Origin of the sequence: Serratia aquatilis (assembly GCF_044865145.1) — a bacterium.
Taxonomy (GTDB): Bacteria; Pseudomonadota; Gammaproteobacteria; order Enterobacterales; family Enterobacteriaceae; genus Chania; species Chania aquatilis.
The window spans coordinates 4,869,152-4,894,904 of record NZ_CP173186.1 but is presented as its reverse complement, the minus strand read 5'-3'; the positions used below and the strand labels follow the sequence as shown (position 1 = coordinate 4,894,904).

The window sequence follows — 25,753 nt, the reverse complement described above, 5'->3', positions numbered from 1 at the left end:
ACGTGATGGCGCAAACATCTTCTTCCCCGCAACCGGTTCAGCAAACTGCACCGCCCAAGCGGCCCGGCCTGCTGACGACGGTATTGTGGGACATGCCCTGGCGGATCGTCGGCATGTTGCTGGTCTCCCTGTTGTTCAGTCTGATCGTGGAGTACATCGGCATTGCCTTTTTCTGGCCGGAGCAGGGGGCCGAACACAGCCGTGCGGTGATGGTGACGGAAAGCGGTTATTTCTCGGCAGGGTTTACCCGTAGCCTGCTGCTGTCTGCACCGGTGACCACGGTGAGTACCTGGATAGCGCTGGGTTATCAGTGGTTGTTTGTGAACAGTGGTTTTTTGGGCTGGCTACAGTCGGCACAGTCCGGCAACAGCGGCAATGCGCTGACGGATGGCCTGAATGTCGGCGGGGCCTGGCTGCTTCAAACGGCGCGGGAATACCTGATGGCCACCATGTATGTCACCCTGGTGTTTCTGATGCGGGTGACCATTTTGGTGCTGTCGGTACCGTTGTTCGTGTTGGTGGCTCTGGTGGGGATTGTGGACGGCATGGTAAGGCGCGATTTGCGGCGCTACGGGGCCGGGTATGAATCGAGTTTTTTGTATCATCATGCCAAGCGATTTGTGAAACCGGCGGTGTATATCCCCTGTGTGCTGTACCTGTCCGCACCGTTCTCGGTGTATCCGAACCTGCTGTTGCTGCCTGCCGCGTTGTTGATGGGGCTGGCGATCTCGGTGACGATGGGCTCATTTAAAAAATATCTTTAGTGCGATATTAATATTTATTTTTCATTTAAAAACAGAAGGTTGATTTAAATTAGATAAACTAAAGTCCCACTAATTTTTTTCAAACTTTCGATGTCAGAATGGAGGCAGGGCTGTTGTGTTGCCAACAGTAGTCCCAAAATACAGGCATAGCGGGCACTGAGCGCACGATTCTTAAAGGGGAACAGCTTAGTAATAGGGATGAGTTTGGAGATTGGAAATCATTGTACGTTAAGCCTGTTTTTTGAACAGGCTTTGCGATTACAATAGGGCGTACTCACGCGCTATATGCCGTTTTCCGTTCATTTTGTCTAATCGGACAACCGAGTCATAGCAAAAGCCCTTTTCCTAGCAGGTTAAATGTTTGTTCTTCACCCCATACCTCTATCCGTTTCGCTGCTAACATCAGGCTTTAAAAAAATAACGAAGGACCCTTTGTATGGCTGATAACGCAGCAAATGAGATAGCTCCACACTTACCCTTAATCTTTGAAAATGAAGCCAATGGGATTCTTCAGGATCTGATCGGTACTCCAACCCTGATGATGATGTTTGCGACCGAGGAAGAAGTAAAAGCCGCGCGTAGCTACATCATTGGCGTATTTGAAGCGTGTTACCGCGACGGAGATTTACGCATCATGGGCTCCGCTGATGAAGGAACTTTGTTTGGGTATTCCTTAATTTTTGGGCGTCCATCGGCAAACTTGTACTGCCATAAAATTTATGTATATGAGCAATATCGTGGTAATGGAATTGGCAGCCAGATGCTGGCCGAGATTCTTGCCCTTCCAAATGAAGTCGGTCTGGTTTGCTCGTCTGATTTAGTTCCTTTTTACGAATCTGCCGGAATGCACTTTAAAGGAAATGTCACTACGCCATCAGACGCAGGTTTCACGAAAACTCGCGGTATGTATGCAGGTCTTTGCATAATGAGCAGTGATAACAGTGGCGAGGCTAATGGCCTGCCCATCTTCATGCTGAACGATAACGACATTGATAACATCATACAGGCCATAGTATTAGCCAAAAAATGATCCCCACCCCCGGCAATGACTGGGGATTTCAAAGCAGCTTTTTGGCGGGTAGGTAACTGTTTGATTTAGCATCGAAGCCTGTTCAAAAAACAGGCTTAACGTACAATGATTTCCGATCTCCACATCCACTCCCCCTCCCCCTCCCCCTAATACGTGCTTGCTACTCGACTTATGCTTTTTGTACATACAACAATGCAGGCGAATGGAATTGACAGATTTATCATGTTCGATATGCTAACCTCTAATTAGAGGGGCCAAAATTTGGCGCCACTTATAGGGCATTTTATGAGTATCACTACAAAGCATCGAACCAGTCTTCGTCTCACCAACGCCCAATACAGCTATATCAATCACCTGTGTCGAGCCGATGGCAGTAAAATTACAATGAGTGCGTGGATTGCTCAGGCAATCCACGAAAAAATTCAGCGTGATTCTGAGTGTGTAAATCCCCAGCGAATGCATTCTGGTCATTCAGGACGACGTTTTTATGAATTTTTTGCCGGTGGCGGGATGGCCCGTGCAGGATTAGGTAGTGAATGGGATTGTCTATTTGCTAATGATTTCAGTCCGATGAAAGGCCACGCTTACCGCGACAATTGGAACGGAGGGGCTGACTTGCTGATAGAAGACATAAATAATATCACCAGTGGACAACTTCCTGAACAGGCAGACTTAGTATGGGCTTCATTCCCTTGCCAGGATCTATCTCTAGCTGGTGTCTATAAAGGCATCGGACGCGAAGAGGATAAAAACCAGACTCGCTCAGGTACATTTTGGCCATTTTGGCGGCTCATGCGAAGTCAAATAGATGAAGGACGGCCCCCAAAAATTATTGTACTTGAGAATGTTTATGGAGTTATGACCTCAAACAAAGGAAAGGATTTTGCATCTATCGGAGCAGTTTTCTCCGATGCAGGTTACCGTTTTGGTGCCATGGTTATTGATGCTCGACACTTTGTGCCGCAATCACGTCCCCGAGTTTTCATCGTTGGAGTACATCCATCTGTAGAACTACCCCATGATTTGACATCATCTGATCCTATTGATTTGTGGCACCCAGAGCGCATGGTTGCTGCTTACAAAGGTTTATCGGATGAAGCCCGACAATCGTGGATATGGTGGAATTTACCGCTTCCAGAAAAATCCATAGTAACGTTTACCGACCTTATCGACGAAAATCCAGAAGGAGTTAAATGGAATAGTGCAGAGAAGACCAATCAGTTACTGGCAATGATGACGCCACCTAATCTCCTCAAGGTCAAAGCTGCACAGAAGTCAGGTAAACGTATTGTCGGGGGACTATACAAACGTACTAGGCAGGACGAGAATGGGAAAAAAATTCAACGTGCAGAGGTACGATTCGATGGTATCGCTGGATGTTTACGTACTCCAACTGGTGGCTCTAGTCGCCAAAGTATCTTAGTCGTTGAAGGTAATAAAATACGTTCACGTTTACTCTCCCCGCGAGAGGCTGCTCGCTTAATGGGTTTGCCTGATACTTATAAACTGCCAAACAATTATAATGATGCATACCACATCGCTGGCGATGGTGTTGTTGTCCCTGTAGTTAGGCACCTTGCTAAATTCATTTTTGAACCTATCTTGGCTGAGCCGTACAATACTGCATCTACTCAGGAAAAGGTCGCATAATGAATTCCCTTTGTTCTACCCTTAAGACAACACTAGAAGCATTCGCTGTAAATAAAGCTGTGAATGGTAACAAAGGACCTATTGCTGCTCTTTTGGTAATAAATCGGCATGCACTTGAACAACAAAAAGCTGAAACACTTGTATGGCCCTTAAAGAGTGACGATTGGAAGACGGGTAAACAAGGACAAGTTAAAGGACTGGGCGGCCCTGCAACACAGAAAATCTTGAGTGAACATGGGGTTTTTAGAATGTTAGCAAGTGAAGGCGGTCGAACTAGCCGTGGCAGCATGCAGCTCATGATAGATTATATAGAGCTGCTGAACCAATATTACAGCGATAACGGTACTATAGATCTTCGTGAGTGTGAGCTTTTTTGGGTCGATAAAGCACGAGGTTATTTTGAACGAAAACCGTTTGTCTTAAGCATTGACCCGCAATGGGGAACGCGCAGAGCAATACGGCATCTGTTATCTCAAGCACAAATCAGACAAAACGAAGGGGCCGGTGCGAGGTTTGTTGGCAGTCTGATGCAACACATGGTTGGAGCCAAATTGGACGTGCTTCTTGGAGAGGGGAATATTAAGCATCATCATTCAAACCAAAATGACTCTGGTTCGAGTCGTAGTGGTGACTTTGACTTCGAAGATATGGTACTTCACGTTACGAGTATGCCAACTGAAGCCCTACTTGCTAAATGTATAGCAAACTTGGATGGCGGATATAAACCCCTCGTAATCACGTCTTCTAAGGGAGCCATCGTATTGGAAGCCTTACTTGAAAATTCCAAAGATGGTAAATATGACGGACGTGTTGATATTCTTGAGTTCGAGCAATTTCTGGCCTCAAATGTGATCGAGCTTGGTAAGTTCAGTGCTGCTGGTCGTAAGGCGACACTCCACAAGATTATTGAGGTTTATAACCATATCATTGATACGGTTGAACATGATCTTAGTATGAGGATCGAACTTGGCGACAGGTAGGTGTCACGTGAAAACTTACACTGAAAAGCCAATAGTACGGTTAAGTACAATCCTACCAATATTACGGTAGCAACACTTATTGAATTTTCTCCCGCTGTACCAAAGACACAAAATTTCTAGCTCTCCCTCGTTGCGGGTATACAGGTATTTAAGATGCTGGATGATGCGACTGTAAGGTCGAGTGTTCGGCGATAAAGGCGATTAACGTGTAGAGTGCAGTTCGGGCATCGTCAGTCCATTTGACTGGTAACATCAAGCCTGTTTTCTTCTTGCTTTAGCCTCTTCGATAATCTTCCAGGCACCCGCCATCACTTCATCGTGGGGAATGCGGGGTTTGGTACTGTTCATCGCGGCTTCCACTTTGGCGCGGAACCAGCGGTCATAGCTGTCTGCCTGCTCCTGGGTTTCAAACTCTGACACGATAGGGGACAGTTTGGTTACCATGTTAATTGACTCCTGATTCTGCTGACCTTTTAACCAGTATAGCCTGTTCCGCTGTTCAGACCAAGCGGGGAGAAAGGGACAGAATAGCAAGCCTGTGCGTCTTTCTGTTCCTTTCTCCCTGCCTGCGGGGCGCACAAGCGGGCTTGTGCCGGGGTGGCAAAGAACCCCGATGGCGCGGCCCGCGCCACACTGTTGACACCTGCCTAAATTTTCACAATCCCCCTTCTAGTTGTTTGCTGACCCTGCGGCTCCTTTTCGCCACTCTCTGCCTTGCATCCATTACTCGAAAAGGAGGTTCCCATGCATATAGCACCGCTGCGGGCGTTGTGCCTTGCAGGTTGTCTGTGCACCGCGCTGTCCGTGCAGGCCGGTGAGAAAGACGAGTTGGCCCTGGTCATGAAGCAACTGGACCAGGTGCAGGCCAGCCTGGAACGCGCCCGTGTGGTGGCGGTTCAGGACGGTCAGTCCGGGCGTTTTCACTTTGACTACCTGCGGGCCACCCAGGACGTCAACACGATGCGCCGGGGGATTGCGTTTTACCTCGAGCCCTCCCGCGCGCAACCCACTCCATCGTCGGTCTCCGGGCAATACCGCCAGGAGCGTCGGTAATGAATGACGCCCAGACCGCCGCGTTTAAAGCCGCTGCCAGCAACGTCGAACCCGCCGTCCTGAACCTGCTGTTTATCGGTTCGCTGATAGCGGTACTGACGTTATGGGCCGGGTGGGGGCTGGTTCACGTCTATCGGGGCTATGCGGCAGGCAACATTAAAGCGTCTGCACTGCAACGCTTTGTGGTCCGTGTCGTCATCCTGCTGCTGGTCAGTGTGTATCTGTTCGCCAGTTAATCACGTTATCTCTTTTATCCCTTTGTAAGGAAACCATCATGAATCTGCAGTCGCTTTTCGCTTCCGCCCGTCGTCTGACTCACCGCGTTCGCCAAGGAGCCACCGTGCTGGCCCTGACGGCGGTCACCTCTGCCCAGGCCGCTCTACCCACCGTGGAAGGCCCTAAAACCAGTACTGACAGTTCGTTCTACGGCCAGATTTCCGGCTACCTCAACGATGGCATTGTGCTGGGTGGCCTCATCCTGGCCGCCGTGGCGCTGCTGGTCGTGGCGAACTCCATCATTGCGACGTTTGCGGAAGTTCAGCAGGGGCGTTCCACCTGGGCCAAGTTCGGCATGCTGGTTGTGGTCGGTATCGTGCTGGTCGTGGCGGTCATCTGGCTGGCCACCAAAGCCGCCACGGTCATCGTCGGTTAAGGCAGGCACGGTATGGCGACCATCACGTTTTTGCCTGACAGGCTCAACGCCGAGCCTGTCGTGTTCAAAGGCTTCACCACGCCAGAGCTGTTTATGACCGCGGGGTTGAGCGTACTGGGCGGCCTGGTGGTCGCCATACCCTTTGCGCCGTTTATCGGCTGGCTGGCATTTCCGACCGTCAGTTTGTTGATGCCGCTGTTTACGGTGTTCTTCGGCGGCAAGCTGATGTCCCGCTTCAAGCGCGGCAAGCCGGAGAACTATCTGTACCGGCGCGTTGAGCTGTGGCTGAGTCGCCAGCGGCTGGGCAATCCCCACTTGATACACCGTAGCCAGACCTGGGCATTGCGCCGTTCAACGCCGGTCATTCGCCAGTTTCAGGAGGAGTTTGATGAGTAAGTACCGAAGTGCGGTCAATGCGCGTGACCGCCATATTGCCACCCTGCGCGGGGCCTGCGGCGTGCTGCTGGTGCTGTTGATGGTGGCCATCGCCGGCTGGATGCTGTCGCCGCGCAACCTGACCGTTCATAACCCGCCCGACCTGCGTTCGGGCTCGACCCGCGCCTGGTGGGAGGTTCACCCGTCCACCGTCTACAGCTTTGCCTTTTACATCTTCCAGCAACTGAACTCCTGGCCGAAAGACGGCAATACCGACTACCCGTACCGTATCAGCACGCTGTCTGCCTACCTGACGCCCACCTGTGAAGAGTGGCTGAACAAGGATGCGAAACAGCGCAAGTCTGCCGGGGAGTTGCGTGAGCGCGTGCGGGGGATCTCGGAGGTGCCAGGTCGGGGTTACAAGGATGACAGCGTCACGGTGGTGAGCCGTGACAGCTGGATCGTGCGTCTGGATCTGGTGGCCGACGAGTATTACCACACCGAGCCGGTCAAGCGTGCCCTGGTGCGCTACCCGCTGAAAATTGTGCGTTGGGACCAGAACCCGGAGGCCAACCCGTTTGGTCTGGCCCTGGACTGCTACGCCGATATCCCACAACGCCTGGAAGCGGCCTCGGTCGCGCCGGTTGAGAAAAAAGGACTGTTCTGATGCGTACAAGACATCGTCATTATCTGCCGCTGTACCTGGCGTTGCTGGGTACGGTAGGCGCATTGAGTGTCCCTTTGCCGGTCGAGGCGGTAGAACTGATGAAGTGGGAGCGTATCCCGCTACAAGTGCCGCTGACCGTGGGGCAGGAACGTATTGTGTTTGTGAACAAGAACGTGCGGGTGGGTTTCCCTCCCGAGTTGAACGGTAAACTGCGGGTGCAGAGCACCGGCGGCGCGGTGTATCTGCAGGCGAGCAGCGCCTTTGCCACCACGCGGCTGCAACTGCAGGACGTGGAGAACGGCGAGCTTATCTTGCTGGATATCACCGGTCTGGAGGGCAAGCAGGTGCGTGAGCCGGTGAGCCTGGTCTACCAGGGCGAGGTCTCCAGTGCCACGGCCAGCAACAACACCTCGGTCAGCAGCGATGAAGCCGCGATACCCAAGGGTAAGACGTCCGCGAAAGAGCAGGCCCCGCGTATCACCACCCCGTTGCCGATTGCGCTGACCCGCTACGCGGCGCAAAGCCTGTATGCCCCTCTGCGCACCCTTGAGCCGTTGCCCGGCGTGCATGCCATTTCGCACGGTTTGTCGTCGACCATCACATCTTTATTACCCTCCGAGCCGGTCACGGTGCGCCCATTAGCGGCCTGGGGTGTGCAGGGGGGCAACGTGGTGGCCCTGAAGCTGACCAACCAGCGGTCGGGGAAGGTGGTGCTCGACCCGCGCCGTCTGCAGGGCAATTTCACGGCGGCCACCTTTCAACACCGTTGGCTCGGTGCGGCCGGTACGCCGGAAGACACCACCACGCTGTACCTGGTGATGCAGGGCCGCCCGGATGCGGCGTTCTTGCCAGAGCCGGTGGCCCCGAGTGTGAAGGGCAAGGCGCGAACCGCGTCAGGAGGGCAGACTCATGCAAATTAAATCCAATACCTTGCTGAAAGTCCTGGTGCCGGTGGTGCTGTTTATTGCCGTGACCATCGGCGTGAAATCCTGTGGTTCAGGCCCGGCACAGGAGTCATCGGTGGTGAAGTCGAGCGCGGTGGCCGATTTGACCGATGAAGAGCTGCAGATACTGGGCATCGAGGGGGATACCCCGGAAGATACCCTGCGTACCCTGGTGGCGCGTCTGAAGGTCATTCAGGACAAGCAAAACAGCCTGGAGCGGCAGAACGTCACGCTGTCGGAAGAGAACGCCACCCTCAAGGAAGGCGGGGTGAATGTGGATAACCGCATTCGTGATGCGGTCAATGTGGCGAAACAGGAAGAGGCTCAGGCCCGGCAAAAACTGCAGGCCGAGCAGCAGCGTCTGGCCACGCTGATTGAGAGCTTGAAAAGCGCGGGCGGTATAGGCGGCACGGCAGGCCAGCCATTGACGGCAGGGTCATCCGCATCCGGGCAGGGACAGACGGGGGATTTGCCGATTGGGCTGGGCCTGGAGGGCAGTGATGTTACCACGGGCACCGTCAGCGGCGGCGTGATGTGGATTGAGCCACAGGACGCGGTGCAGCTTGACCGCAACGGCAAGCCGGTCATCGGGGCCGCTGCCGTGGGCACGGCGGCAGGTACCGGCAGTTTCCAGTTCCCGAGTTCGTTTGCCAGCCTGGATGACAATCAAATCAGCCGCCAGAAAGCGGAACTGGACCGGGCGGCGAAGAATCAGCAGGCCATCGAGGAGGCGACCCCGGTGTATACGCTGCCGGAGAACTCGACGCTGATTGGCAGTCGCGGCATGACCGCGTTGCTGGGCCGGGTGCCGATAGACGGCAAGGTGACTGACCCCTACCCGTTCAAGGTGCTTATCGGCAAGGAGAACCTGACCGCCAACGGCATCGAACTGCCGGACGTGGAAGGGGCGATTGTCTCCGGCACCGCCACCGGCGATTGGGTATTGTCCTGTGTCCGGGGCGAAGTGCATTCCATTACCTTTGTCTTTACCGATGGCACCGTGCGTACTGTGCCGTCGCCGGCCAAATCCAGTGACGGCAGCAACGGCAAATCGAACGGCGGCAGTATTGGCTGGTTGTCCGATGAGAACGGGGTGCCGTGCCTGTCCGGGGAGCGCAAATCCAACGCCTCCACCTACCTGCCGACCCTGTTCGCGTTGTCCGGTGCCGGTGCGGCGGCGGATGCGATGGCCAACAACCAGACCACCACCTCGGTGGATGGCACCACGGTGACCAGTACGCTGACCGGCAGTGCCGGGCAGGCGGCGCTGGGCAAAGCCCTGTCAGGCGGCACCAACGAACTGGCGGCCTGGGTGAAAGCGCGTTACGGCCAGATGTTTGATGCCGTGTATGTGCCGCCAGGCGCACAGGTGGCGGTGCATATCACCCGCCAAATCCCGATTGATTTTGAGGTGCAGGGCCGCAAGGTTCGGTACGAGTTTGATATGCGCCAGCAGCATGGGCTGGATTGAGGAGGTTGTGATGAAACAGCGAGTTTTACCGTTCCTGTGCCTGGCTGTCTTGTTGACCGGCTGCAGTACCACCAAAGATGAAATGTTGCCACCGGGGGATGCCACCATGCTGGAGCTGTGGCAGAACAAGGGCTCGTCGGCACGGACGGCCACCGAGGCCCGCAGTACCTTACGCCGGGGATTGAGTGATGACGACAGCGTTGCCCGTCAGACTATCGAGGAGAGCTATACCCGCGCGGCAGAAAATGAAATCCAGCAGGTGTTTCCGCGTCTGCCGAACCCCGACATGGTGATTTACATTTACCCGCATATGGCGGGCAATGCACCCGCGCCGGTACCGGGTTACAGCTCGGTGTTCCCGTTTTACAGCCAGGTGCAGTATGCGCTGCCCGGTGAACGTACGGAGGCGTTGTAATGTTCTCATTGTTCAGCAAGAAGAAAATCGGCCAACAGGCTCCTGCAGCAGAAGACGATGGCCTGGATACGGCAGTCTTGACGCGTGAGCCGCAAACCAAGACCGGCAAGCTGACGGTGGCCGAGGAAAAGGCGCTCTACCCGAACAACCCGACCTTTGTGGACTACCTGCCGTGGGCCGAGTACCTGCCGCGCAGCCAGTGCCTGTTGCTCGATGACGGCGTCTCGGTGGGGGCGGTGTTTGAGATTGTGCCGGTGGGCACTGAAGGGCGCACCCCGGAGCGGCTGGAAGAGATCCGCGATGTGGTGGAAGATGCCCTGCAGGACAGCTTTGAGGAGCGGGATAGCCATCCGTGGGTCATTCAGTTCTTCTGCCAGGATGAGGCCGACGTCACCGATTACCTGGATAAACTGCGCGGCTATGTTAAACCCTGGGCACAGGGCTCTGCGTTTACCGAGGCTTACCTCAGCGAGATGGAACGGCATATGCGCGGTATTGCTGTACCCACAGGGCTGTTTATCGACAAGGCCATCACCGGCGCACCCTGGCGCGGCCAGCAACGCCGGACCCGGATGGTGGTCTACCGCTATATCAATCCGGCACTGCGTGAACCCCATCCCCCGGAAGAGGCGCTGAACCAGGTATGTGAGCGACTGTCATCCGCGCTGGCGGGGGCGGGCGTGGTGGCGTCGCGGCAGAACGGCGAGCAGATCCATGCCTGGCTGTTGCGCTGGTTCAACCCCGCGCCGGACTGGATCGACAAAGAGACCTTGTATCGCACGGCCGCGCACCAGGATAACGAACGCGGGGTATTACCGGTAGAAAATGACTTTAGCGAAACGGTGCTGTTCTCCCCACCCCGTTCGGATGTGGAGCGCGGGGTGTGGTGGTTTGACGAGGTGCCGCACAAGGCCATCACCATTGACCGGCTGCGCCGGGCTCCCACCGTGGGGCACCTCACCGGCGAGACGCGTAAGGGGGAGAATATCAATGCGCTGATGGACCTGCTGCCGGAAGGCACCGTGGTCTCGCTGACCCTGGTGGTGCAGCCCCAGGACGTGCTGGAAGAGCGCTTTAATCACCTGGCGAAGAACGCGATTGGTGAAAATACCGAGTCAGAGCGGGTGCGGGAAGATTCGGAGACCGCCAAGCGTTACCTGGGGGAAAAGCACAAGCTGTACCGGGGCAGCATGACGTTTTACCTGAAGGCCCCGACCCTCAAGGTGTTGAACGCCCGCCAGCGCGACCTGACGGCGGTACTGCTGAACGCCGGGCTGCAGCCGGTGAAGCCGGAGTTTGATGTGGCCCCGCTCAACGGCTACCTGCGCACCTTGCCGATGTGCTTTAACCCGATGCACGACAGGAAACACTGGTACACCCGCCTGACCTTTGTGCAGCACATGGCCAACCTGCTGCCGGTGTTTGGCCGGGATACCGGCACCGGCCATCCCGGCTTTACCTTTTTTAACCGGGGCGGTGCGCCGTTGACCTTTGATCCACTCAACAGCCAGGACCGTGCCAAGAATGCCCATCTGGTGCTGTTTGGTCCCACCGGTTCGGGGAAGTCTGCCACGCTCAACAGCCTGTTCGCGCAGTTGATGGCCATCCACCGGCCAAGGCTGTTTATCGCCGAGGCCGGTAACTCCTTCGGACTGTTTGCCGACTACTGTGAAGAGCTGGGGCTGACGGTGAACAAGGTCAGCATCAAGCCGGGGTGCGGTATCTCGCTAGCCCCGTTTGCCGATGCGCACCGGCTGATTGAAACGCCTGCCGCCATGGTGAGCGAAGAGGAACTGAGCGAGCGTATCGAGACCGAGGAGAGTGACGAGGATGACGATGAGGAGCGTGACATCCTGGGCGAGCTGGAAATCGTGGCGCGACTGATGATCACCGGCGGTGAAGCCAAGGAAGAGGCCAAGCTGGAGCGGGCCGACCGCGGCATGATGCGAGAGGCCATCCTGGCGGCGGCGAAAACCGCCTATGACCAGGGACGGCAGATGATCACCGGCGACCTGCAGGCGGCGTTGTACCGGTTTGCGGCAGACGAGGCTCGCCCCGAGGTGCGCCGCACCCGGGCGCAGAACATGGGCGAATCGCTGGGCGTGTTTATGCAGGGGTTCCTGGGCGAACTGTTTGACCGCCCCGGTGAGAACTGGCCGGAAGCCGATGTGACGCTGATTGACCTGGGTACCCTGGCGCGGGAAGGGTACGAGGCGGCGCTGGCGGTGGCCTATACCTCGCTGGTAAACACCATCAACAACATTGCCGAACGCGACCAATTCCTGGACCGGGAAATCGTGTTTGCGACTGATGAAGCACACATGATCACTACCAACCCGCTGTTGGCCCCGTTCGTGGTCAAGATCGTGAAGATGTGGCGTAAGCTGGGGGCCTGGCTGTGGTTGGCGACGCAGAACCTGGAGGATTTCCCTAATACGTCGAAGAAGATGCTCAACATGATTGAATGGTGGCTGTGCCTGGTGATGCCGCCGGAGGAGGTGGAGGAAATTGCCCGGTTCAAGAAGCTGACGGCAGAGCAGAAGGCGATGTTGCTGTCAGCCACCAAAACCCCGCGCTGTTACACCGAAGGGGTGGTGTTGGCCAGCCGCATCGAGGCGCTATTCCGCGCGGTTCCGCCCAGCTTGTATCTGGCGCTTGGCATGACCGAGAAGGAGGAGAAGGCGGCACGGCGGGCGATTATGCAGGCACAGGGGGTGACCGAGTTGGCGGCAGCGAAACAGATTGCCCACCAACTGGATGTGGCGCGCGGTATCGCTAAGGCGGCGGCATGATGCAGTTGAAAAAGACGGTGCTGGAGATAATCACCGGTGACGGCCAGGAGGGCGGGGTGTTGTTTGAGGCCCCGCCGCAGGGCAACCCGCGTATCAGTGAGACCCATGCCGAGCAGTTGGCTGAATTGTGCAAACAGGTCCAGGCACGTACCCCGTCAGTGCTCACTATCACCTGTTCGCCGCACCGGGTGGGGCATCACAGCTGTGTGGCGGTGAAACTGGCCGGAGCCAATGACTGCGTCAATCTGTTGCTGACCATCACCGGCACGCTGCGTTGGCCCACCCCGCAGGATTATGCCCAGGCTCCGCGCTGGTATATCAACCTGCCGGATGCGGTCGATGCGGTGTACCTGGTGACGCAGTTGGCGGAACGTTTACAAATCAAAGCCAATTAAAATTTTTTCGGATACAACTGCAGCCTACAGATTATCTGAAGGCTGTAGTATCAATAGCCATATTATCTATTGTGTAATTACTGTCCTGCATCATAAGCACTGGCGATTAATTTTATTAGTTCATCAGGTAAGGGATGGAATCTCATTCGTTCTAATTTTATTTCGCCACTCTCACTTATATATTGAGTGGTTTGATAGAATTCAAAATCCTCTCTGTCTATTTCTTTGCATTTTTTAGTAACTATAAGTATTATCTCTGATTTATCTTTTGTCGGTGTGTTAATTCCGAAGGTAATGCTTTTCAATGAACGAAAATCATAGCGATATTTTTGTTCTATGGTGAAGTCATCCCACGATGGATAACTACAAATCAAACGCAACTCCCTTTCATGTTCCCAAGGCTTTGTTTTAGTTACTGGTGGATAAAAGCAGAAATACTCATCATACTTTCCGTCCTTTATGAAAGTGCTGGATTTATTATACAGTTCAAAGAAATTATATGTATTGATTTCATTTGTATAACCCACTTCCATAAAATAAAAATCTCTACTTTCTTTCCATTCTGGATGACTAAGGGAAAGGTAACGCATTTCATTGTTTGGGTTTTTTATTGTTTCGAACTCAAGACAGACTCCTTTATGGCTGTCACCATAATACCCCCACATAGAGGGGTTACTAATGTTTTCTTCTCTCATAAAACACGCAGTACCTAATGTTGGGGAAATTAATTTTTGGATATTATTTAGGTATTTATCAGGAAAGGGTATCTTATCGGAAACTTCATCATCTTTTGTGAGGAATAGTTTGGATATTTGATGTAGCGAATTCTGTAAGTGGTTGATGTAGTTAAAGAATAGCATTTCAATTTTTTCGCCATCAGCAACTGAGTCAATTTTTTTAATGCATTCCATTTCTGCGTTTTGCGAAAACAACTTTAATACTTCTTCGTAAATAATATTTCCTTGAAGGGTCTTTATGTCTGGTGGCGTATCATCTATTCCTTCTATCATGTCGAGAAATTTAAGGGAAATATCTATGATGTTAATGTTGTTTAAAAAGGAGGCTAAGCCTTCCTCTCTCTCGATAATATAAATTAATGCATAGATGTGAGCTATATATAAATACATTTTTAGTTGATTCTTTTTTATTGCCTCCTCTTTATTAGATAGGCGTTCTATGCATTTGTTTATGTTATTATCATTAAAGAATAGTTTTTCAATGTTTTTATATATATCTGTATCGGAAATGATGTTAATTGTACTGGGTTTGCAGAATATTCTTGTGTCTTTTGCAATGTATGCAGAGTATAAAAATCGTAACAAATACTGTTTAAAAAATTCTCTCCAATCGTTTTTATCACCTTGCCAGTAAAAATTCGCTAGGCTTTCTGCAGGGTCATTTAATAATTCAGGTGAAGGGAAGAATATTTCCTGTTTTTCTAATTCGTGATACCCACATAAAAGAGAAGTTGTAGATCTAAATCTATAAAGATATTGATGGGGCGATCTTCCCTTTGGAAGTTCTTCGTCTTTGTCTGTAATTGATGATGCTCTAGTATCGTCCATATATCCCCTTCAGTATCTATTAAATAGCCGTGTTTATGGCGATTTTAGCACTACACCCTAAGTCCGAACTTCAGTTGCTAGGCAGACATTGGGGTGCCGTCATATTAGCATCTATAAATCAGTAGAGGCACTATATAGTGCAGTGTGTTGCATTGAACCGCCATGTTGCTGTCTGCGACCAAAACCCCAAGCTGTTATACAGAAAGGGTAGTACTGGCTAGCCGTATCGAGGCGCTGTTCCGGGCGGTACCGCTGAGCTTATATTTAGCATTGGGCATGATCGAGAAGGAGGAGAAGGCAGCGCGACGGGCGATTATGCAGGTGCAGGGGGTGTCAGAGTTGGCGGCAGAAAAACAGATTGCACATCAACTGGATGTGGCTCGCGGTATCGCTAAGGCGGCGGCATGATGCAGTTGAAAAAGACGGTACTGGACGTTGTGGCTGGTGACAGTAACGACGGTGGGGTGCTGTTTGAGGCTCCGCCGCAGGGCAATCCGCGTATCAGTGAAGTACATGCAGTGCAGTTGGCAGAACTGTGTGAGCAGATCCGGGTGCGTACCCAGTTTGTGCTCTCGATCACCTGTTCGCCGCACCGGGTGGGGCATCACAGTTGCGTCGCGGTGAAGTTCGTCGGTGCCGATGGCAGTGTCAATCTGCTGTTAACGATAACCGGCACGTTACGCTGGCCGACCGCACAGGATTATGCCCAGGCTCCGCGCTGGTATATCAACCTGCCGGATGCGGTCGATGCAGTGTACCTGGTGACGCAGTTGGAAGAGCGCCTGGGTATTCCTGACCGGAAGGTTAGGTAATATAAATGTCGAACCATAGGAGAATGGCTCTCCATATATGTTGTTGTCCGTTACCGTCGATTAGGTAGAAGACCGGGGCTGGTTAATATAGGGACTATCAGATAAAATCTGAAGCACTACAAATAACGGCAGGTTAGAGTATTGATTAACCTGCCGTTATTAATTGTAGCAGGATCGCTCTATTACCAGTAAATGCCGATTAACAGTATTTTCAAATTGTACTTTTATCTCGCCTATCCTTCAAATTATCTCGCCACGTCTTGAGTGACTCGATATCAGCGCGAAGTTCCGGCTCTTCTGGAATTATTATAGGTACTTCAGTTGACTGGCTATGCTCATAGCAACTGTACTTGGTCATGAGGTCATCAATCAACTTGCAGTCCTCGACAGATATTTGACGAACCCCGCTAAGACGGCCATCAGTTGTCACACTTCTTCGATGTCGTAGAACTACCTTATTGAGTAAGTCTTCCTCTACAGAACGCTCTACCAGTTTACGAAAATCGCTGCAAACTCCTTGGGCCAAAGCCCGATAGGCTCCCCCACCTCCAGCTTCACCAGCTTTTCTTGCAGCATCTAGCCGCGTGAGAAGAATATTGTTGGCTTTTTTAGTATTAGCATTCCAGACGTCTTGTGCTGCTGGATGACCTGCTATACCTGCATAAGCCTCGATACACATAGGGAGATAATGAGCATCCTTCCACGCTTCTCCAGCTTTTTTTGCCGCATCTTCCAATGCACCATATAGCGATAGACGGTGAGTGAGGACGAGAACCTGCCGATTTTTGGCGAGTTCAACTAGCCTGCAGGCCACATGCCACTCAAAATCATTATCGAGAGATGAAATTGGATCGTCGAATACAAATGGCGCAGCGCCTGGTTTGTCCGAAACATCGGCTAGGAAAGCGGCAAGGGAAATAATTCTTCTTTCACCTTCACTGAGTATATTCTGAGGTTTGTCGTTTTGAACACCTTTCAGGCGTAGTTGGTGAAGCACGCGGGCATTTTGTGTTCTGGTTTTTACTAGTTCGACTTGTATCCGGGGAGCACCGAGGGATTGTAGTTCGCGATTAAATCTTGCAACGTATGCTTCAGTGACTACTTTTTGCGTTATCTCAGCAGATTTCAGTGACACAGACCGGGAACCTGCAAGTCCTTTCCATGTATCATAAGCCGCATGTTTCTTGAACCGCTCAACCTCAGTTTCAATAGCACCTTTTTGCTCCGCAACCCATTTTTTCGCTTCTAATCCGAGCTTTTCATTACTCGCTTTAACCCAGTCGAATTTCTGTGCATCTAACTCATGCTGAATAGCCTGAGATTCTAAGTTGTCACGATAAGTTACAAGATTGGCTAAGTTTTCCTTCTGATCCTCAACTGGTTGAGCATGTTGGGTATGTTCGTGGGCCTGTAATGCAAGAAGCGATTGAGAGGTATGCTGCCAAGTTTTCCAGAGATAATTGTTCCATTCATCTGACAGACCTGCTGCGGTACATAGAGTATGAACTTGCTGTTCAGTTATAGCAGGAGAAAGTTGTTTCAATGTTGATTGATATAGAGTTTCTGCAGTTTTTGCGTCCCCTTCGAGCTTTGTGTTAACAAATTTCTCGAAGTCCGTGAGCCGTTGTTGTGCCTCTGTTGTGAGCTCTTGTTGGCAAAGAATGCAACGGGCATCGACTGTCACTGGGAATTGTGAATTTGGGTAAGGTATAGCAGAGAATTCTCTTGCTGCTTCCCACATTGCACGCCATGTCGGCGTACCTATTCCATCAAGTACTGAGGCCTGTACTTTGCCACCCTCAATGGCAATGTTTCGTTTTTCTATTGCCAACTTTCTTAGGGTTCGGATTGCCTCCAAATTATCAATCCCATATTCCCTTGAGGTTTGTGTGAGTTTGGTAATAAGTTGCTGTACTTCTGCTTTGGTCGCGCGCTTTTGCTTGGCCAGAGCTATAGGATCTTGAACTTTGAGGCGTTCATCTAGATCTTTGAGTTGCTGTTCTTGTTCAGCAGTCCAATTAGTAATTGCAGCAAGCGTAGTTTGGGTCGCGTTACTTAGCGCTTTATAAGTACTGGCAATTTCACACTGTTGGTATACGGGGGGAAGAGTTGGTAATGAGCTAATAAGCTTTGCTTGTTCAGCATCCAGCAGCGCTCTGATTTTCTCAATTTCTGCGGCAAGTCTCTCGAACAATCCCACTATCGGGGGGATGTAGGTCGCTGCACTTTCAGCGTTTAGGTAATGGTTTGCTTCGTCGCTATCAAATATGTCTATGGCTTTTAGCTCCCCGATTGGCGCGCTTCCTACGTGCCATTCGGTAGTGTTAGTTACACCATTCAACTGATACGCGATTTGGCATTTGCGTTCCTGCGGTGGTTGCAGAAACACATTCGCCTTCAAGTCAACTGCTCGTGGCTTACCTGAAACTTTTTTCAATACTCGTGTATAGCTGGATTTGCCAGAGCCGTTATGACCATAAATTACGGTCAGATTTCCCGTTCCGAAGTCCAAAGGTTGCCGTGGCCCTAAATTTTCAATACCACAAACACCCTCAATACGTGTTAAACGAAGCTCTTCGACCACAAGTGAGGGTTGCATCAGACTTGCAAAGGTGCGGTGTTTGGTTACCTTTTGGCCTTCAGGGGTTTTCACCAACGCAACGAGATCTGATAGATCCTCCACAGTTAACTGACCATTATTAATAAGTCTATCTGCTGTTTCTTGAAACCATTCTCGTTGCTGCAGCAACCATGTTCGAATCTCTTTCTGAACGTCCATAATCCAACCCCTAGAAACTAGATATGCGAAGAGCCCCCAAAATCTATCCAAGAACAATATTGCCATTATTTGGAGGTGACCAAGTTCAGTTTACGACTGTTCCGTAACGTATTGTTAGGGGGGGGAACACCGGCAACCCTGATTTGGATCACGACTTTTTGTCATTGTAGAGTTTTACCGCAATCTGGCTTGGTCTATGGGCTATTTAGTCCTCTTGCATCGTCACTTTCACATAATTTCCCCCAATGCATTTAGAGTTGTTTGCTGTTTTTGTCACCAACGCACGTCACCCTGCGGTTTTGCCCCACAGGAGTGAACGTGATGAAAAGACGAAACAGGGTGTTCCTGCTGGTTATCGGGTGTGCAGCCTTGTCGGCACAGGCGGCGACCGTGGTGTATACCGACAGCCAGCATCCCCCCACTGGATTAGGTGCCGGGCATCAGGTGGTTTACCTGGATGCACCGGAGACGGTTCAACGCGAGGTGTTCGGCGAGCTATCGACTGATCCGCGTCAGGCTGAGCAACAAGCCAAGGCAATTCTACAGTCGCCAGACTGGCAACAGAAAGAACAGCGTATTGCACAGGCCTACCAGGGCGTTATCCAGGCCTATGGCCTTGGACTGAAAAAATACCCCGCCGTGGTGTTTGACGACCGTGAGGTGGTTTACGGCACCGCCGATGTTGCCCTGGCTGAAGCCGAACGAGCCGAGCACAAGGGGGCACAATGAACCTTATCCCCTTGCGTCGCCACCGTTTGGCCACCGTACTGTTGTTATGCTGTGCGACACAACCGTTGACGGCCAGCGCCATCAACTCGGCCCAAATCATCGCCAGTGCGCTTTCCCCCTCCTGCCTGGAGTACCGGATTGCCGGTATCTGCTACTGGCTTAATTGCGGCTGGGGCGGGTGCCGCATCCTTACCTCCGTCAAAGTGAAACACTATATTCCCAATGCAGTAGTCTCCAGCTATGCCCAGACCGGGGATAACCCCTGGTCAGAGGTGGCGATGCTCGGTACCGGTATTCCGGGGCTGGCAGAGGGGGGCGGGAATAATGAACAGAAGCGGGGGTTGCGTAAAGACAACCTGCGTTACAAGAACGCCGATGCCATTGGCCATCCCGCGTTGGCCGCGCAGGTGTTCAATAACTTCCTGGGCTCGATGGGCTACACCTGCGCTGGTTCGGCCACGGCATTTGTGCCGTATTTCCTCAGTACCCTGGATGCGCTGGCCTGGCGCAGCGGTGTCCCGGAAAGCGTTTATCCAGAGGCGGTCACCCCAGGGCTCAGGGAGGTCGGTTCGACCGGGGATATGTGGGGTAATGTCTACCCCCGCAGCGGGTTTGTCACTCAAGTCGATGACTACAAGACCGCCGCCGTGGTGGCTCAACGCACGGCGGACATTATCACCCGCACCGGCCAGGTACATGTCTATCACCCGATGACGGCCAACAAGCGCGATGGCTACTGGCCCCCGGAGCCGGTGACCGAAAATACCGGCACCAAAAACCACAAATGGCAGCGTCTTGCCCCCGCCATCTCGTCTTCCTGTGCCGTATTCCCAGACAGTAGCAACCCGATAGCAACGGATGGCGCTTACGCCTGGGTTCTCTGGCAACCCTATTCCTGCTGCCAGAAGCGCGGGCAGACGTTCCTTTACAGCACGGATTTCTAACTTGAAGGAGAGTATTCAATGACAGTGACAACATGGTTGAAAGCAGGAGCGCTGGCGAGTGTAGCCCTGCTGGTTTGGCAAACACCGGCATTTGCGGCGTTCAATCTCAGCGCCGAAGAGGCCAACGTCGGTTACGGCAAGGGAGTGAAGGGGGCGGTAAACGATAACCTGTTCTACTCCATCGGTGGCGGTACGGTGATATCCCAGCCGCCGAGTTCAAACAACATGGAGAAAATGGGGCTTGGTATCCGTTGGAACAATGACCTGATGTGCGGCAACTTTGACTTGAGTACCACGGTCAAGAACCAGCTCAACGGGGCGACGGACGGCTTCAAGAACATGATGGGGGACGTGATTAATGGGGCCACCGGCGCGGTGGCCAGCCTGCCCGCGATGATAATCCAGCGGGCGAACCCGGGACTGTACGAGCTGCTGACCAACGGGGTACTGCAGGCCAATGTGGCGTTCGACAAAGCCCAGCTCAACTGTCAGACGATGTCGAAGAAACTGGCCGATTACACCCTGTCGGGCAAGTTGACGCAAACGGCGATTGGCGAGGAGTTTCAGAACGTGATTGCCAGTACGTCGGATGCGATCCGTGCAGATAACAGCTTGAAGAAATCCACGGGTAAAGAAGGGGTGAAATGGGTCGGCGGCCAGCAGCGCGGAGGGACGGGGCAGAAGGCCATCAAACCTACCTATGACATTGCCAAAGCGGGTTACAACATCCTCAACAAACAGCCTGCTACCAGTGATGCTGCGGTGAGCACTTCAGCGTGTAATGGGGCGTTGTGTCAGAAATATAAAACCAGTGCTGAAGCCGCAGAGTCGGTATCGAAAGTACTGGGGGATCGAGCGCTACGCACTTGTGTGAGCGGTAGCGAGTGCAACAGCGGTGGACTGGAAAATGAGCCGGGCACCTCTACACCGGGCGAGGGTTTTTCTCCCATGCTGGAAAAAACCACCAAAGAGAACCAGGAAACGCTGATCAAGCTGGTGAACGGTAATCTGGCTCCCAATGCTACCAATCTGGCAATGTTGAAAACCGGCGATCTGGCCGTGACGCGTGGTGTGATCCAGGCGTTGAAGGATGACCCGGACAATGGCGCGTTGGTGCAGCGCCTGGCCGGGGAACTGGCGATGGCCGACACCATCACCACCGCATTGGCGATGCGCCGTATGTTGATGGTGGGGCAATCGGAGCCCAGCGTGGCAGCACAAGAACCCATCGTTGCCGAGTCGGATCGTCGCCTGGAGTTTCTGGATCGTGAGATCCAGGCGCTGAAAAATGAGATGGAGATACGCAAAGCCATCAGCAACAACTCCATTCTGGTAGCGATCACCCGCCAGGAAGCGCGGGAAGTGGATAACAGCCTGCGCCAGGACAGTCAACAAAATGACAGCGCTGTCCAGGGGCTCAGCAACTCCACGGAGGAGTAATTATGGCGACCGCAAGAGTATTGAAGGGCCAAGGCCAACCCGAGAAAAGGGGGCCGCGCCGGTGGCGCAGAGCGGCCGGTTTTATTGCCGGCATGGTGGGGGTGCTGCTACTGGCGGGATGTGCGACGGCGCTGGGGGTATATCTGGCCGGGAATGAGAGCGCATTGACGGACTGGCTGCAACAGGCCCGTGTGCCGCTGTTATTCTGGCGGCTGACGCTGTACGTCACCGTGGTTGCCATGTGGTTTCACCGTGTCCGGGCAACGTTGTTGCGTCAGGCTCCTTCGCGGGGTGTGGTCTACCGCATTGAAGTGATGATGGTATGCCTGGCTCTGCTGATTGAATTCACCAGTTACCGTTGGGGGATGTGATGACGACGGACAGTTATCTGGAGTTTTTCCTGGTGTTCTTGGGCTGGCTGATTAATAACGCCCTGTGGATCATCATTACCACCACCGGATTGTTTGCCTTACCGCTGGCGCTGAAGGTGGCCGGGGTGTGGCTGAAGGTGCGTACCGAAGGGGATGACGAGGGCAACAAGGGGGCGCTGGCGTTACCCCGTATCGAGCAGGTGTTGTACGTGGCGTTCGTGGTGATGCTGTTCTGCGCCATGCCGTTTAAAGACGTGGACCTGACGGTGATGAAGTTTGACCAGACGCGTTCCCGGCAATGCGGTACCAATGTGCCCAAGCCCGATGAGTCCGGCTACGGTGGGTTGCTGAATGACTTTAACGGCCAGGTGGCCAAGGTGCCGATGTGGTGGTATCTGGTCCACAACCTGTCAAAAGGGGTGACCCATGCCGCCATTGCGTCCATTCCCTGTGGCAAGGAGCTGCGGCAACTGCGCTTTGAGGTACAGCATACGCAACTTATCGATCCGATCCTCCGCCAGGAGGTGCAGGAGTTTGCCAGCCAGTGCTATTCCAAGGCGTATTTCAAACTGAAGTCCACCCATGGCCAACTGACAGCGGCCACCATCAATGCGGTGGGGTGGATAGGCTCACGCTATTTCCTGAATACTGCCGGGTATTATGACTACTACACGTCGACGTCGCCCCGTTCGCAGTGGCCTTACAACGAGAGCCGGGACAGTGGCTACCCCGACGTGGGGCGTGGAGGCTATCCGAGTTGCAAGACCTGGTGGAGTTCGGCAGGGACTGGCCTGAAGAGTCGACTGTCGGCTGCTTATGACCCCAAGGTGGTCAACCGGATGAAAGCCAGGGACCCGGCCAACTGGGAGGAGAACCTGTTGCGCTGGTTGGTCAGCCCGCAAAATTCCCTGATGTCCGGGGGGCATGAAACCTACATGGCAGGGAGCCAGCGGGGAACGGGTATCGATCTTGACAGTTCCTTCAAGCAGATGGTCAGTGGCCTGGGGGCATTATCGGCACAGTCGACCCAGTTACCGGCGTTCGATGCGCTGCGTCAGGCACTACCGATGGTGCATGGCGTTCTGATGATGGCGATGGTGATCTGCATCCCGTTGGTGATGTTGTTCGGTGCGTACGATCCCAAAGTGGTGGTCACGCTGACCTTCGCCCTGTTTGCGATGATTTTTGTGACGTTCTGGTGGGAACTGGGGAGTTGGATGGATGACCGGCTGATCGAAATCGTCTACACCGGCGCGAACGGTTATTACAACTGGTTCAGCAATGTTGGTGCCGAGGGATGGATCATGAACCTGGTGCTGGGGTCGATGTTTGTGGTTTTGCCCATGTTCTGGTTTGGGGCTGTGAGCTGGAGTGGGGTGCAGATTGGAACTGCAATTTCTGCGTCAGTAGAAAATAGCTCGAAAGGATCTCAGCAAGCTGGAGCACAGGGAACTAAAGTTGCTATTGATGCAGTTAAGAAAGTCGCAACAAAAGGAAAAGGGTAGTATTCACTCCCATTAGTTTTCAGTAGCGGTGTAGTAACTCGCCGCTACTTTTCGTCATCAATACGGGTATTCCCTATATAACACCCACTACCTGCAGATCCACTACGGTACCCACTATCTGGTTCATCCTCATCTTTATTTTGTGCGCTCGAGACGAATATGCACGTAAAGGCAGAAAACACCATCTTTACTGCTTCTACTAATCCTTTGGCGATAACATCCCAGATATCATCCTGTTGATTTGACGCTTTGTTGGTCATGGTCCTTAACCTCCAGAATTTTTTCACCCTTACATTACGGCAGATGCGTTATCGGGACAACCGGTTTGCTGCATAAAGGGTGACGCAATGTGAGACAGTTCATGACGCATTTTGAGTCAGGGCAGGGAATGATGCGTAGGGAAATTATAAATTTCTCAATTTGAGTTAAAAATGGACTCAATGATTGATCCGTCCGAAGGTAAGCGTGTTTTCGGGGACTCATTTTTTCTCAATATGAGTCAAATCCATACTCAATCAGAGACAGCGTATGCTCAACATATCTTGTGATGACGGTTCGACCTACGTAAAACTGGCCTGGCTGGAACAGGGCGAAATCAAGACACATCTGTCGGGGAACAGTTTCAAGGATGGCTGGAGTCCGGCCATTCTGGGGACGGGAAGGGTGTTCAATTACACCGTTGATGGGAAGAAGTATTCGCATGACCTAGGGAGTACCGCGGCCATTGGCACCACACATGTCAGTTATCAATACAGCACCACAAACCTGCTGGCTATCCACCATGCGCTGCTGACATCCGGTTTGCCACCCCAGGACATTATATTGACGGTTACCCTGCCGGTGACCGAATTTTTCGATGCTGATAATCAGCCGAACGAAGTGAATATTGACGCAAAGAAAAAGAATGTTCTCCGCGATATTTCATTGAATAAAGGCGAAGTCTTTAAAATCATAGAGGTAAACGTGATGCCAGAATCATTACCTGCCGCATTGTCTTCCCTCATTGCCGATGGGGTTACGCCCCTGGAGCGTAGTTTGATTGTTGATTTAGGGGGCACAACGCTGGACTGTGGCATTATTCAGGGCGGATTTGACAGCATTAGCGAAATCAAAGGGAATGCTGAAATAGGTACATCCAGGATCACTCGTGCCGTGATGAATGCTCTGATAAGTGCGTCTACGCCAAGCAGCTACTATGTGGCAGGGGAGATCATCAAAAATCATGCTGATGAAGACTATTTGTGTACGTTAATTAATGACGTAGAGCAAATAGGCAACATCCAGGCAGTAATACAAAGGGAGTCTTCGTCCCTGGCAGAGAGTGTTAAAAATGAAATTAAATCCTTCAGTGGCATGCACCGTATCTATCTGACCGGTGGCGGGGCTGAGATTATCTATCCGTATATTAAGAAATACTTTTCCCAGCATAAGGTGAGCAAAATAGAAGAGCCGCAATTTGCTCTGGTCAAGGCGATGGTCAGGGCCTGACTATGGAGAGTAAACGGAAGAAAATAATCGCGTACCTGCATCCATCAATATATCCGCAGGATAAACTGACGCAACACTATGTTGAAAGCTTGCCTACGCAAGTTCGTGGTGATTTTTATCGTCAGTCTATTATTTGCGGGGCTGCATTATCGTCTATTGATCCTCGGTTGGTGAGCTTAATTAGTGGTTTTTTTAATGGGGAGGTAACAGCGGGAAATGTGATCAAGCTGATAGAGCAGGTGACCGGTAATCAATCCAAAACGGCAGCTGCTTATGTTATTCCGGAAGTACCTTCCAGAGCTGAAGAGAATATAAAAACGGAAGCTAACCGGACAGAAAAAAAAGCTATTGAGAACCTGTCAATGTTGAAGAAATAAATTGAGTTATGCACATATCCACGGTCAGAAAAGCCAGTGCAGCCGGGGGCCACCCAGCACCCCGGTAAACGGGAGCGGTCTGTGAGCGTGCGAACAGATTCTGGCGGTGGGTATGTGTAGAACTCCGACACCTTTCTAGCATATGCTGGGTTTGCGGTTGCTCTGTATGATGGTCTGCTAAGTGCCCAGGCTGTGTGAAAACGTTTTTGACCGCAGAGACTGCTAAAACGGAGCTGAAAACCGCGCTCATACGTAAAATTCGGCTCTACTAACCAGTCGATCAATTTCAGATTTTACGTAGATGCACGCACTTCCGTTTTCGGTCAGGGTTTTCACACAGCCTGTGCCAGATATAGTCATTCGAACCCTGAGAGTTACACTTTTAAGTGATTCAGGGTATGCGCTTACTGGTTACGAATATTGTGCCAGAATCATGTGATTTGATGATTGCCGCTTTGCTTTCGAGCCAGTAAGTGCTCCACGTTCGCTAACGAATACTCAGGGCATGCAGACAAACTGCTGACTATATTTCTTTCGAAGAGCGTGGAATGCATA

The 25,753-nt window shown here is 52.4% G+C and carries 26 protein-coding genes and 1 pseudogene; 23 read left to right on the top strand and 4 right to left on the bottom strand.

All coding sequences use genetic code 11. The features are described from left to right. The first annotated feature begins 5 nt into the window (after positions 1-5). From SAQUA_RS22220 to SAQUA_RS22205, 4 genes are all read left to right on the top strand, one after another. Positions 6-764: a TIGR03747 family integrating conjugative element membrane protein gene (locus tag SAQUA_RS22220; protein ID WP_380676486.1), complete on the top strand. Its 759-nt coding sequence runs from the start codon at positions 6-8 to the stop codon at positions 762-764. Between the two features lie 436 nt (positions 765-1,200). Continuing rightward, positions 1,201-1,794, top strand: coding sequence for a GNAT family N-acetyltransferase (locus SAQUA_RS22215; RefSeq protein ID WP_380676484.1), 594 nt, complete (start codon positions 1,201-1,203; stop codon positions 1,792-1,794). A 285-nt stretch (positions 1,795-2,079) separates the two neighbouring features. Then, a complete protein-coding gene (locus tag SAQUA_RS22210; protein ID WP_380676482.1) occupies positions 2,080-3,444 on the top strand; it encodes a DNA cytosine methyltransferase in 1,365 nt (454 codons plus the stop codon). Then, the gene (locus SAQUA_RS22205) at positions 3,444-4,424 is read left to right on the top strand and encodes a DUF4928 family protein (RefSeq protein ID WP_380676480.1); all 981 of its coding nucleotides are present in this window, start codon (positions 3,444-3,446) and stop codon (positions 4,422-4,424) included. Before SAQUA_RS22210 ends, SAQUA_RS22205 begins: the two co-directional genes overlap by 1 nt. 252 nt (positions 4,425-4,676) lie before the next feature. Here SAQUA_RS22205 and SAQUA_RS22200 read toward each other — a convergent pair whose 3' ends face one another. Beyond that, positions 4,677-4,868 carry a stability determinant gene (locus tag SAQUA_RS22200; protein WP_380676478.1) on the bottom strand — a complete coding sequence of 64 codons (192 nt, stop codon included), beginning with the start codon at positions 4,866-4,868 and terminating at the stop codon, positions 4,677-4,679. 300 nt (positions 4,869-5,168) lie between these two features. Here SAQUA_RS22200 and SAQUA_RS22195 point away from each other — a divergent pair, with 300 nt between their 5' ends. The 10 genes from SAQUA_RS22195 to SAQUA_RS22150 are packed head-to-tail and all read left to right on the top strand — an operon-like array spanning position 5,169 to position 13,188. After that, positions 5,169-5,477: an RAQPRD family integrative conjugative element protein gene (locus tag SAQUA_RS22195; RefSeq protein ID WP_156294433.1), complete on the top strand. Its 309-nt coding sequence runs from the start codon at positions 5,169-5,171 to the stop codon at positions 5,475-5,477. Continuing rightward, positions 5,477-5,713: a TIGR03758 family integrating conjugative element protein gene (locus tag SAQUA_RS22190; RefSeq protein ID WP_380676476.1), complete on the top strand. Its 237-nt coding sequence runs from the start codon at positions 5,477-5,479 to the stop codon at positions 5,711-5,713. Before SAQUA_RS22195 ends, SAQUA_RS22190 begins: the two co-directional genes overlap by 1 nt. Positions 5,714-5,757: 44 nt before the next feature. Next, the gene (locus tag SAQUA_RS22185) at positions 5,758-6,129 is read left to right on the top strand and encodes a TIGR03745 family integrating conjugative element membrane protein (protein WP_380676579.1); all 372 of its coding nucleotides are present in this window, start codon (positions 5,758-5,760) and stop codon (positions 6,127-6,129) included. A 12-nt stretch (positions 6,130-6,141) separates the two neighbouring features. Further along, on the top strand, positions 6,142-6,525 hold the full coding sequence (locus SAQUA_RS22180) for a TIGR03750 family conjugal transfer protein (RefSeq protein ID WP_076944265.1): 384 nt from the start codon (positions 6,142-6,144) through the stop codon (positions 6,523-6,525). Further along, positions 6,518-7,171: a PFL_4703 family integrating conjugative element protein gene (locus SAQUA_RS22175; RefSeq protein WP_380676473.1), complete on the top strand. Its 654-nt coding sequence runs from the start codon at positions 6,518-6,520 to the stop codon at positions 7,169-7,171. Before SAQUA_RS22180 ends, SAQUA_RS22175 begins: the two co-directional genes overlap by 8 nt. Further along, positions 7,171-8,091 carry a TIGR03749 family integrating conjugative element protein gene (locus SAQUA_RS22170; RefSeq protein WP_380676471.1) on the top strand — a complete coding sequence of 307 codons (921 nt, stop codon included), beginning with the start codon at positions 7,171-7,173 and terminating at the stop codon, positions 8,089-8,091. The genes SAQUA_RS22175 and SAQUA_RS22170 overlap by 1 nt, the downstream gene beginning before the upstream one ends. Further along, positions 8,081-9,586 (top strand): TIGR03752 family integrating conjugative element protein, encoded by a 1,506-nt coding sequence (locus SAQUA_RS22165; protein ID WP_380676469.1) that lies wholly within the window; start codon positions 8,081-8,083, stop codon positions 9,584-9,586. The genes SAQUA_RS22170 and SAQUA_RS22165 overlap by 11 nt, the downstream gene beginning before the upstream one ends. A gap of 10 nt (positions 9,587-9,596) precedes the next feature. Further along, positions 9,597-10,001, top strand: a complete 405-nt coding sequence (locus SAQUA_RS22160) for a TIGR03751 family conjugal transfer lipoprotein (RefSeq protein ID WP_380676467.1) — start codon at positions 9,597-9,599, stop codon at positions 9,999-10,001. After that, positions 10,001-12,793: a conjugative transfer ATPase gene (locus tag SAQUA_RS22155; protein ID WP_380676465.1), complete on the top strand. Its 2,793-nt coding sequence runs from the start codon at positions 10,001-10,003 to the stop codon at positions 12,791-12,793. The genes SAQUA_RS22160 and SAQUA_RS22155 overlap by 1 nt, the downstream gene beginning before the upstream one ends. Then, complete coding sequence (locus SAQUA_RS22150) at positions 12,790-13,188, top strand: hypothetical protein (protein WP_380676463.1); 399 nt, start codon at positions 12,790-12,792, stop codon at positions 13,186-13,188. Before SAQUA_RS22155 ends, SAQUA_RS22150 begins: the two co-directional genes overlap by 4 nt. A 77-nt stretch (positions 13,189-13,265) precedes the next feature. Here SAQUA_RS22150 and SAQUA_RS22145 read toward each other — a convergent pair whose 3' ends face one another. Beyond that, entirely contained in the window at positions 13,266-14,753 is a 1,488-nt protein-coding gene (locus SAQUA_RS22145; protein WP_380676461.1) for a DUF2971 domain-containing protein, read from the bottom strand. Between the two features lie 159 nt (positions 14,754-14,912). Here SAQUA_RS22145 and SAQUA_RS22140 point away from each other — a divergent pair. Together SAQUA_RS22140 and SAQUA_RS22135 are read left to right on the top strand one after the other, a co-directional pair. After that, positions 14,913-15,161 (top strand): annotated as a pseudogene (locus tag SAQUA_RS22140) (hypothetical protein); the annotation flags it as partial. Continuing rightward, positions 15,158-15,565 (top strand): hypothetical protein, encoded by a 408-nt coding sequence (locus tag SAQUA_RS22135; protein WP_380676459.1) that lies wholly within the window; start codon positions 15,158-15,160, stop codon positions 15,563-15,565. The pseudogene SAQUA_RS22140 and the gene SAQUA_RS22135, both read left to right, overlap by 4 nt. A gap of 211 nt (positions 15,566-15,776) precedes the next feature. Here SAQUA_RS22135 and SAQUA_RS22130 read toward each other — a convergent pair whose 3' ends face one another. Beyond that, positions 15,777-18,344, bottom strand: a complete 2,568-nt coding sequence (locus SAQUA_RS22130; RefSeq protein WP_380676457.1) for an AAA family ATPase — start codon at positions 18,342-18,344, stop codon at positions 15,777-15,779. A 321-nt stretch (positions 18,345-18,665) separates the two neighbouring features. Here SAQUA_RS22130 and SAQUA_RS22125 point away from each other — a divergent pair, with 321 nt between their 5' ends. The 5 genes from SAQUA_RS22125 to SAQUA_RS22105 are packed head-to-tail and all read left to right on the top strand — an operon-like array spanning position 18,666 to position 23,333. Further along, complete coding sequence (locus SAQUA_RS22125; protein WP_380676455.1) at positions 18,666-19,073, top strand: TIGR03757 family integrating conjugative element protein; 408 nt, start codon at positions 18,666-18,668, stop codon at positions 19,071-19,073. After that, positions 19,070-20,017: a TIGR03756 family integrating conjugative element protein gene (locus tag SAQUA_RS22120; RefSeq protein ID WP_380676453.1), complete on the top strand. Its 948-nt coding sequence runs from the start codon at positions 19,070-19,072 to the stop codon at positions 20,015-20,017. The genes SAQUA_RS22125 and SAQUA_RS22120 overlap by 4 nt, the downstream gene beginning before the upstream one ends. A gap of 18 nt (positions 20,018-20,035) precedes the next feature. Beyond that, a complete protein-coding gene (locus tag SAQUA_RS22115) occupies positions 20,036-21,457 on the top strand; it encodes an integrating conjugative element protein (protein WP_380676451.1) in 1,422 nt (473 codons plus the stop codon). A gap of 2 nt (positions 21,458-21,459) precedes the next feature. Then, positions 21,460-21,828, top strand: a complete 369-nt coding sequence (locus SAQUA_RS22110; RefSeq protein WP_380676449.1) for a hypothetical protein — start codon at positions 21,460-21,462, stop codon at positions 21,826-21,828. After that, positions 21,828-23,333: a conjugal transfer protein TraG N-terminal domain-containing protein gene (locus SAQUA_RS22105; protein WP_380676447.1), complete on the top strand. Its 1,506-nt coding sequence runs from the start codon at positions 21,828-21,830 to the stop codon at positions 23,331-23,333. Before SAQUA_RS22110 ends, SAQUA_RS22105 begins: the two co-directional genes overlap by 1 nt. 44 nt (positions 23,334-23,377) lie before the next feature. Here SAQUA_RS22105 and SAQUA_RS22100 read toward each other — a convergent pair whose 3' ends face one another. After that, positions 23,378-23,593 carry a hypothetical protein gene (locus SAQUA_RS22100; protein WP_380676445.1) on the bottom strand — a complete coding sequence of 72 codons (216 nt, stop codon included), beginning with the start codon at positions 23,591-23,593 and terminating at the stop codon, positions 23,378-23,380. Positions 23,594-23,861: 268 nt separating this feature from the next. Between SAQUA_RS22100 and parM the strand changes: the two genes are divergently transcribed. Together parM and SAQUA_RS22090 are read left to right on the top strand one after the other, a co-directional pair. Next, positions 23,862-24,821 (top strand): plasmid segregation protein ParM domain-containing protein, encoded by a 960-nt coding sequence (parM, locus tag SAQUA_RS22095; protein ID WP_380676443.1) that lies wholly within the window; start codon positions 23,862-23,864, stop codon positions 24,819-24,821. Between the two features lie 2 nt (positions 24,822-24,823). Then, positions 24,824-25,198 carry a plasmid partitioning/stability family protein gene (locus SAQUA_RS22090; RefSeq protein WP_380676441.1) on the top strand — a complete coding sequence of 125 codons (375 nt, stop codon included), beginning with the start codon at positions 24,824-24,826 and terminating at the stop codon, positions 25,196-25,198. Positions 25,199-25,753: the final 555 nt, after the last annotated feature.

Bases quoted from the DNA above. Each gene is read 5' to 3' on its own strand.
- SAQUA_RS22220 (WP_380676486.1), top strand. From the start codon at position 6: ATGGCGCAAACATCTTCTTCCCCGCAACCGGTTCAGCAAACTGCACCG.
- SAQUA_RS22215 (WP_380676484.1), top strand. From the start codon at position 1,201: ATGGCTGATAACGCAGCAAATGAGATAGCTCCACACTTACCCTTAATC.
- SAQUA_RS22210 (WP_380676482.1), top strand. From the start codon at position 2,080: ATGAGTATCACTACAAAGCATCGAACCAGTCTTCGTCTCACCAACGCC.
- SAQUA_RS22205 (WP_380676480.1), top strand. From the start codon at position 3,444: ATGAATTCCCTTTGTTCTACCCTTAAGACAACACTAGAAGCATTCGCT.
- SAQUA_RS22200 (WP_380676478.1), bottom strand. From the start codon at position 4,868: ATGGTAACCAAACTGTCCCCTATCGTGTCAGAGTTTGAAACCCAGGAG.
- SAQUA_RS22195 (WP_156294433.1), top strand. From the start codon at position 5,169: ATGCATATAGCACCGCTGCGGGCGTTGTGCCTTGCAGGTTGTCTGTGC.
- SAQUA_RS22190 (WP_380676476.1), top strand. From the start codon at position 5,477: ATGAATGACGCCCAGACCGCCGCGTTTAAAGCCGCTGCCAGCAACGTC.
- SAQUA_RS22180 (WP_076944265.1), top strand. From the start codon at position 6,142: ATGGCGACCATCACGTTTTTGCCTGACAGGCTCAACGCCGAGCCTGTC.
- SAQUA_RS22175 (WP_380676473.1), top strand. From the start codon at position 6,518: ATGAGTAAGTACCGAAGTGCGGTCAATGCGCGTGACCGCCATATTGCC.
- SAQUA_RS22170 (WP_380676471.1), top strand. From the start codon at position 7,171: ATGCGTACAAGACATCGTCATTATCTGCCGCTGTACCTGGCGTTGCTG.
- SAQUA_RS22165 (WP_380676469.1), top strand. From the start codon at position 8,081: ATGCAAATTAAATCCAATACCTTGCTGAAAGTCCTGGTGCCGGTGGTG.
- SAQUA_RS22160 (WP_380676467.1), top strand. From the start codon at position 9,597: ATGAAACAGCGAGTTTTACCGTTCCTGTGCCTGGCTGTCTTGTTGACC.
- SAQUA_RS22155 (WP_380676465.1), top strand. From the start codon at position 10,001: ATGTTCTCATTGTTCAGCAAGAAGAAAATCGGCCAACAGGCTCCTGCA.
- SAQUA_RS22150 (WP_380676463.1), top strand. From the start codon at position 12,790: ATGATGCAGTTGAAAAAGACGGTGCTGGAGATAATCACCGGTGACGGC.
- SAQUA_RS22145 (WP_380676461.1), bottom strand. From the start codon at position 14,753: ATGGACGATACTAGAGCATCATCAATTACAGACAAAGACGAAGAACTT.
- SAQUA_RS22135 (WP_380676459.1), top strand. From the start codon at position 15,158: ATGATGCAGTTGAAAAAGACGGTACTGGACGTTGTGGCTGGTGACAGT.
- SAQUA_RS22130 (WP_380676457.1), bottom strand. From the start codon at position 18,344: ATGGACGTTCAGAAAGAGATTCGAACATGGTTGCTGCAGCAACGAGAA.
- SAQUA_RS22125 (WP_380676455.1), top strand. From the start codon at position 18,666: ATGAAAAGACGAAACAGGGTGTTCCTGCTGGTTATCGGGTGTGCAGCC.
- SAQUA_RS22120 (WP_380676453.1), top strand. From the start codon at position 19,070: ATGAACCTTATCCCCTTGCGTCGCCACCGTTTGGCCACCGTACTGTTG.
- SAQUA_RS22115 (WP_380676451.1), top strand. From the start codon at position 20,036: ATGACAGTGACAACATGGTTGAAAGCAGGAGCGCTGGCGAGTGTAGCC.
- SAQUA_RS22110 (WP_380676449.1), top strand. From the start codon at position 21,460: ATGGCGACCGCAAGAGTATTGAAGGGCCAAGGCCAACCCGAGAAAAGG.
- SAQUA_RS22105 (WP_380676447.1), top strand. From the start codon at position 21,828: ATGACGACGGACAGTTATCTGGAGTTTTTCCTGGTGTTCTTGGGCTGG.
- SAQUA_RS22100 (WP_380676445.1), bottom strand. From the start codon at position 23,593: ATGACCAACAAAGCGTCAAATCAACAGGATGATATCTGGGATGTTATC.
- parM (WP_380676443.1), top strand. From the start codon at position 23,862: ATGCTCAACATATCTTGTGATGACGGTTCGACCTACGTAAAACTGGCC.
- SAQUA_RS22090 (WP_380676441.1), top strand. From the start codon at position 24,824: ATGGAGAGTAAACGGAAGAAAATAATCGCGTACCTGCATCCATCAATA.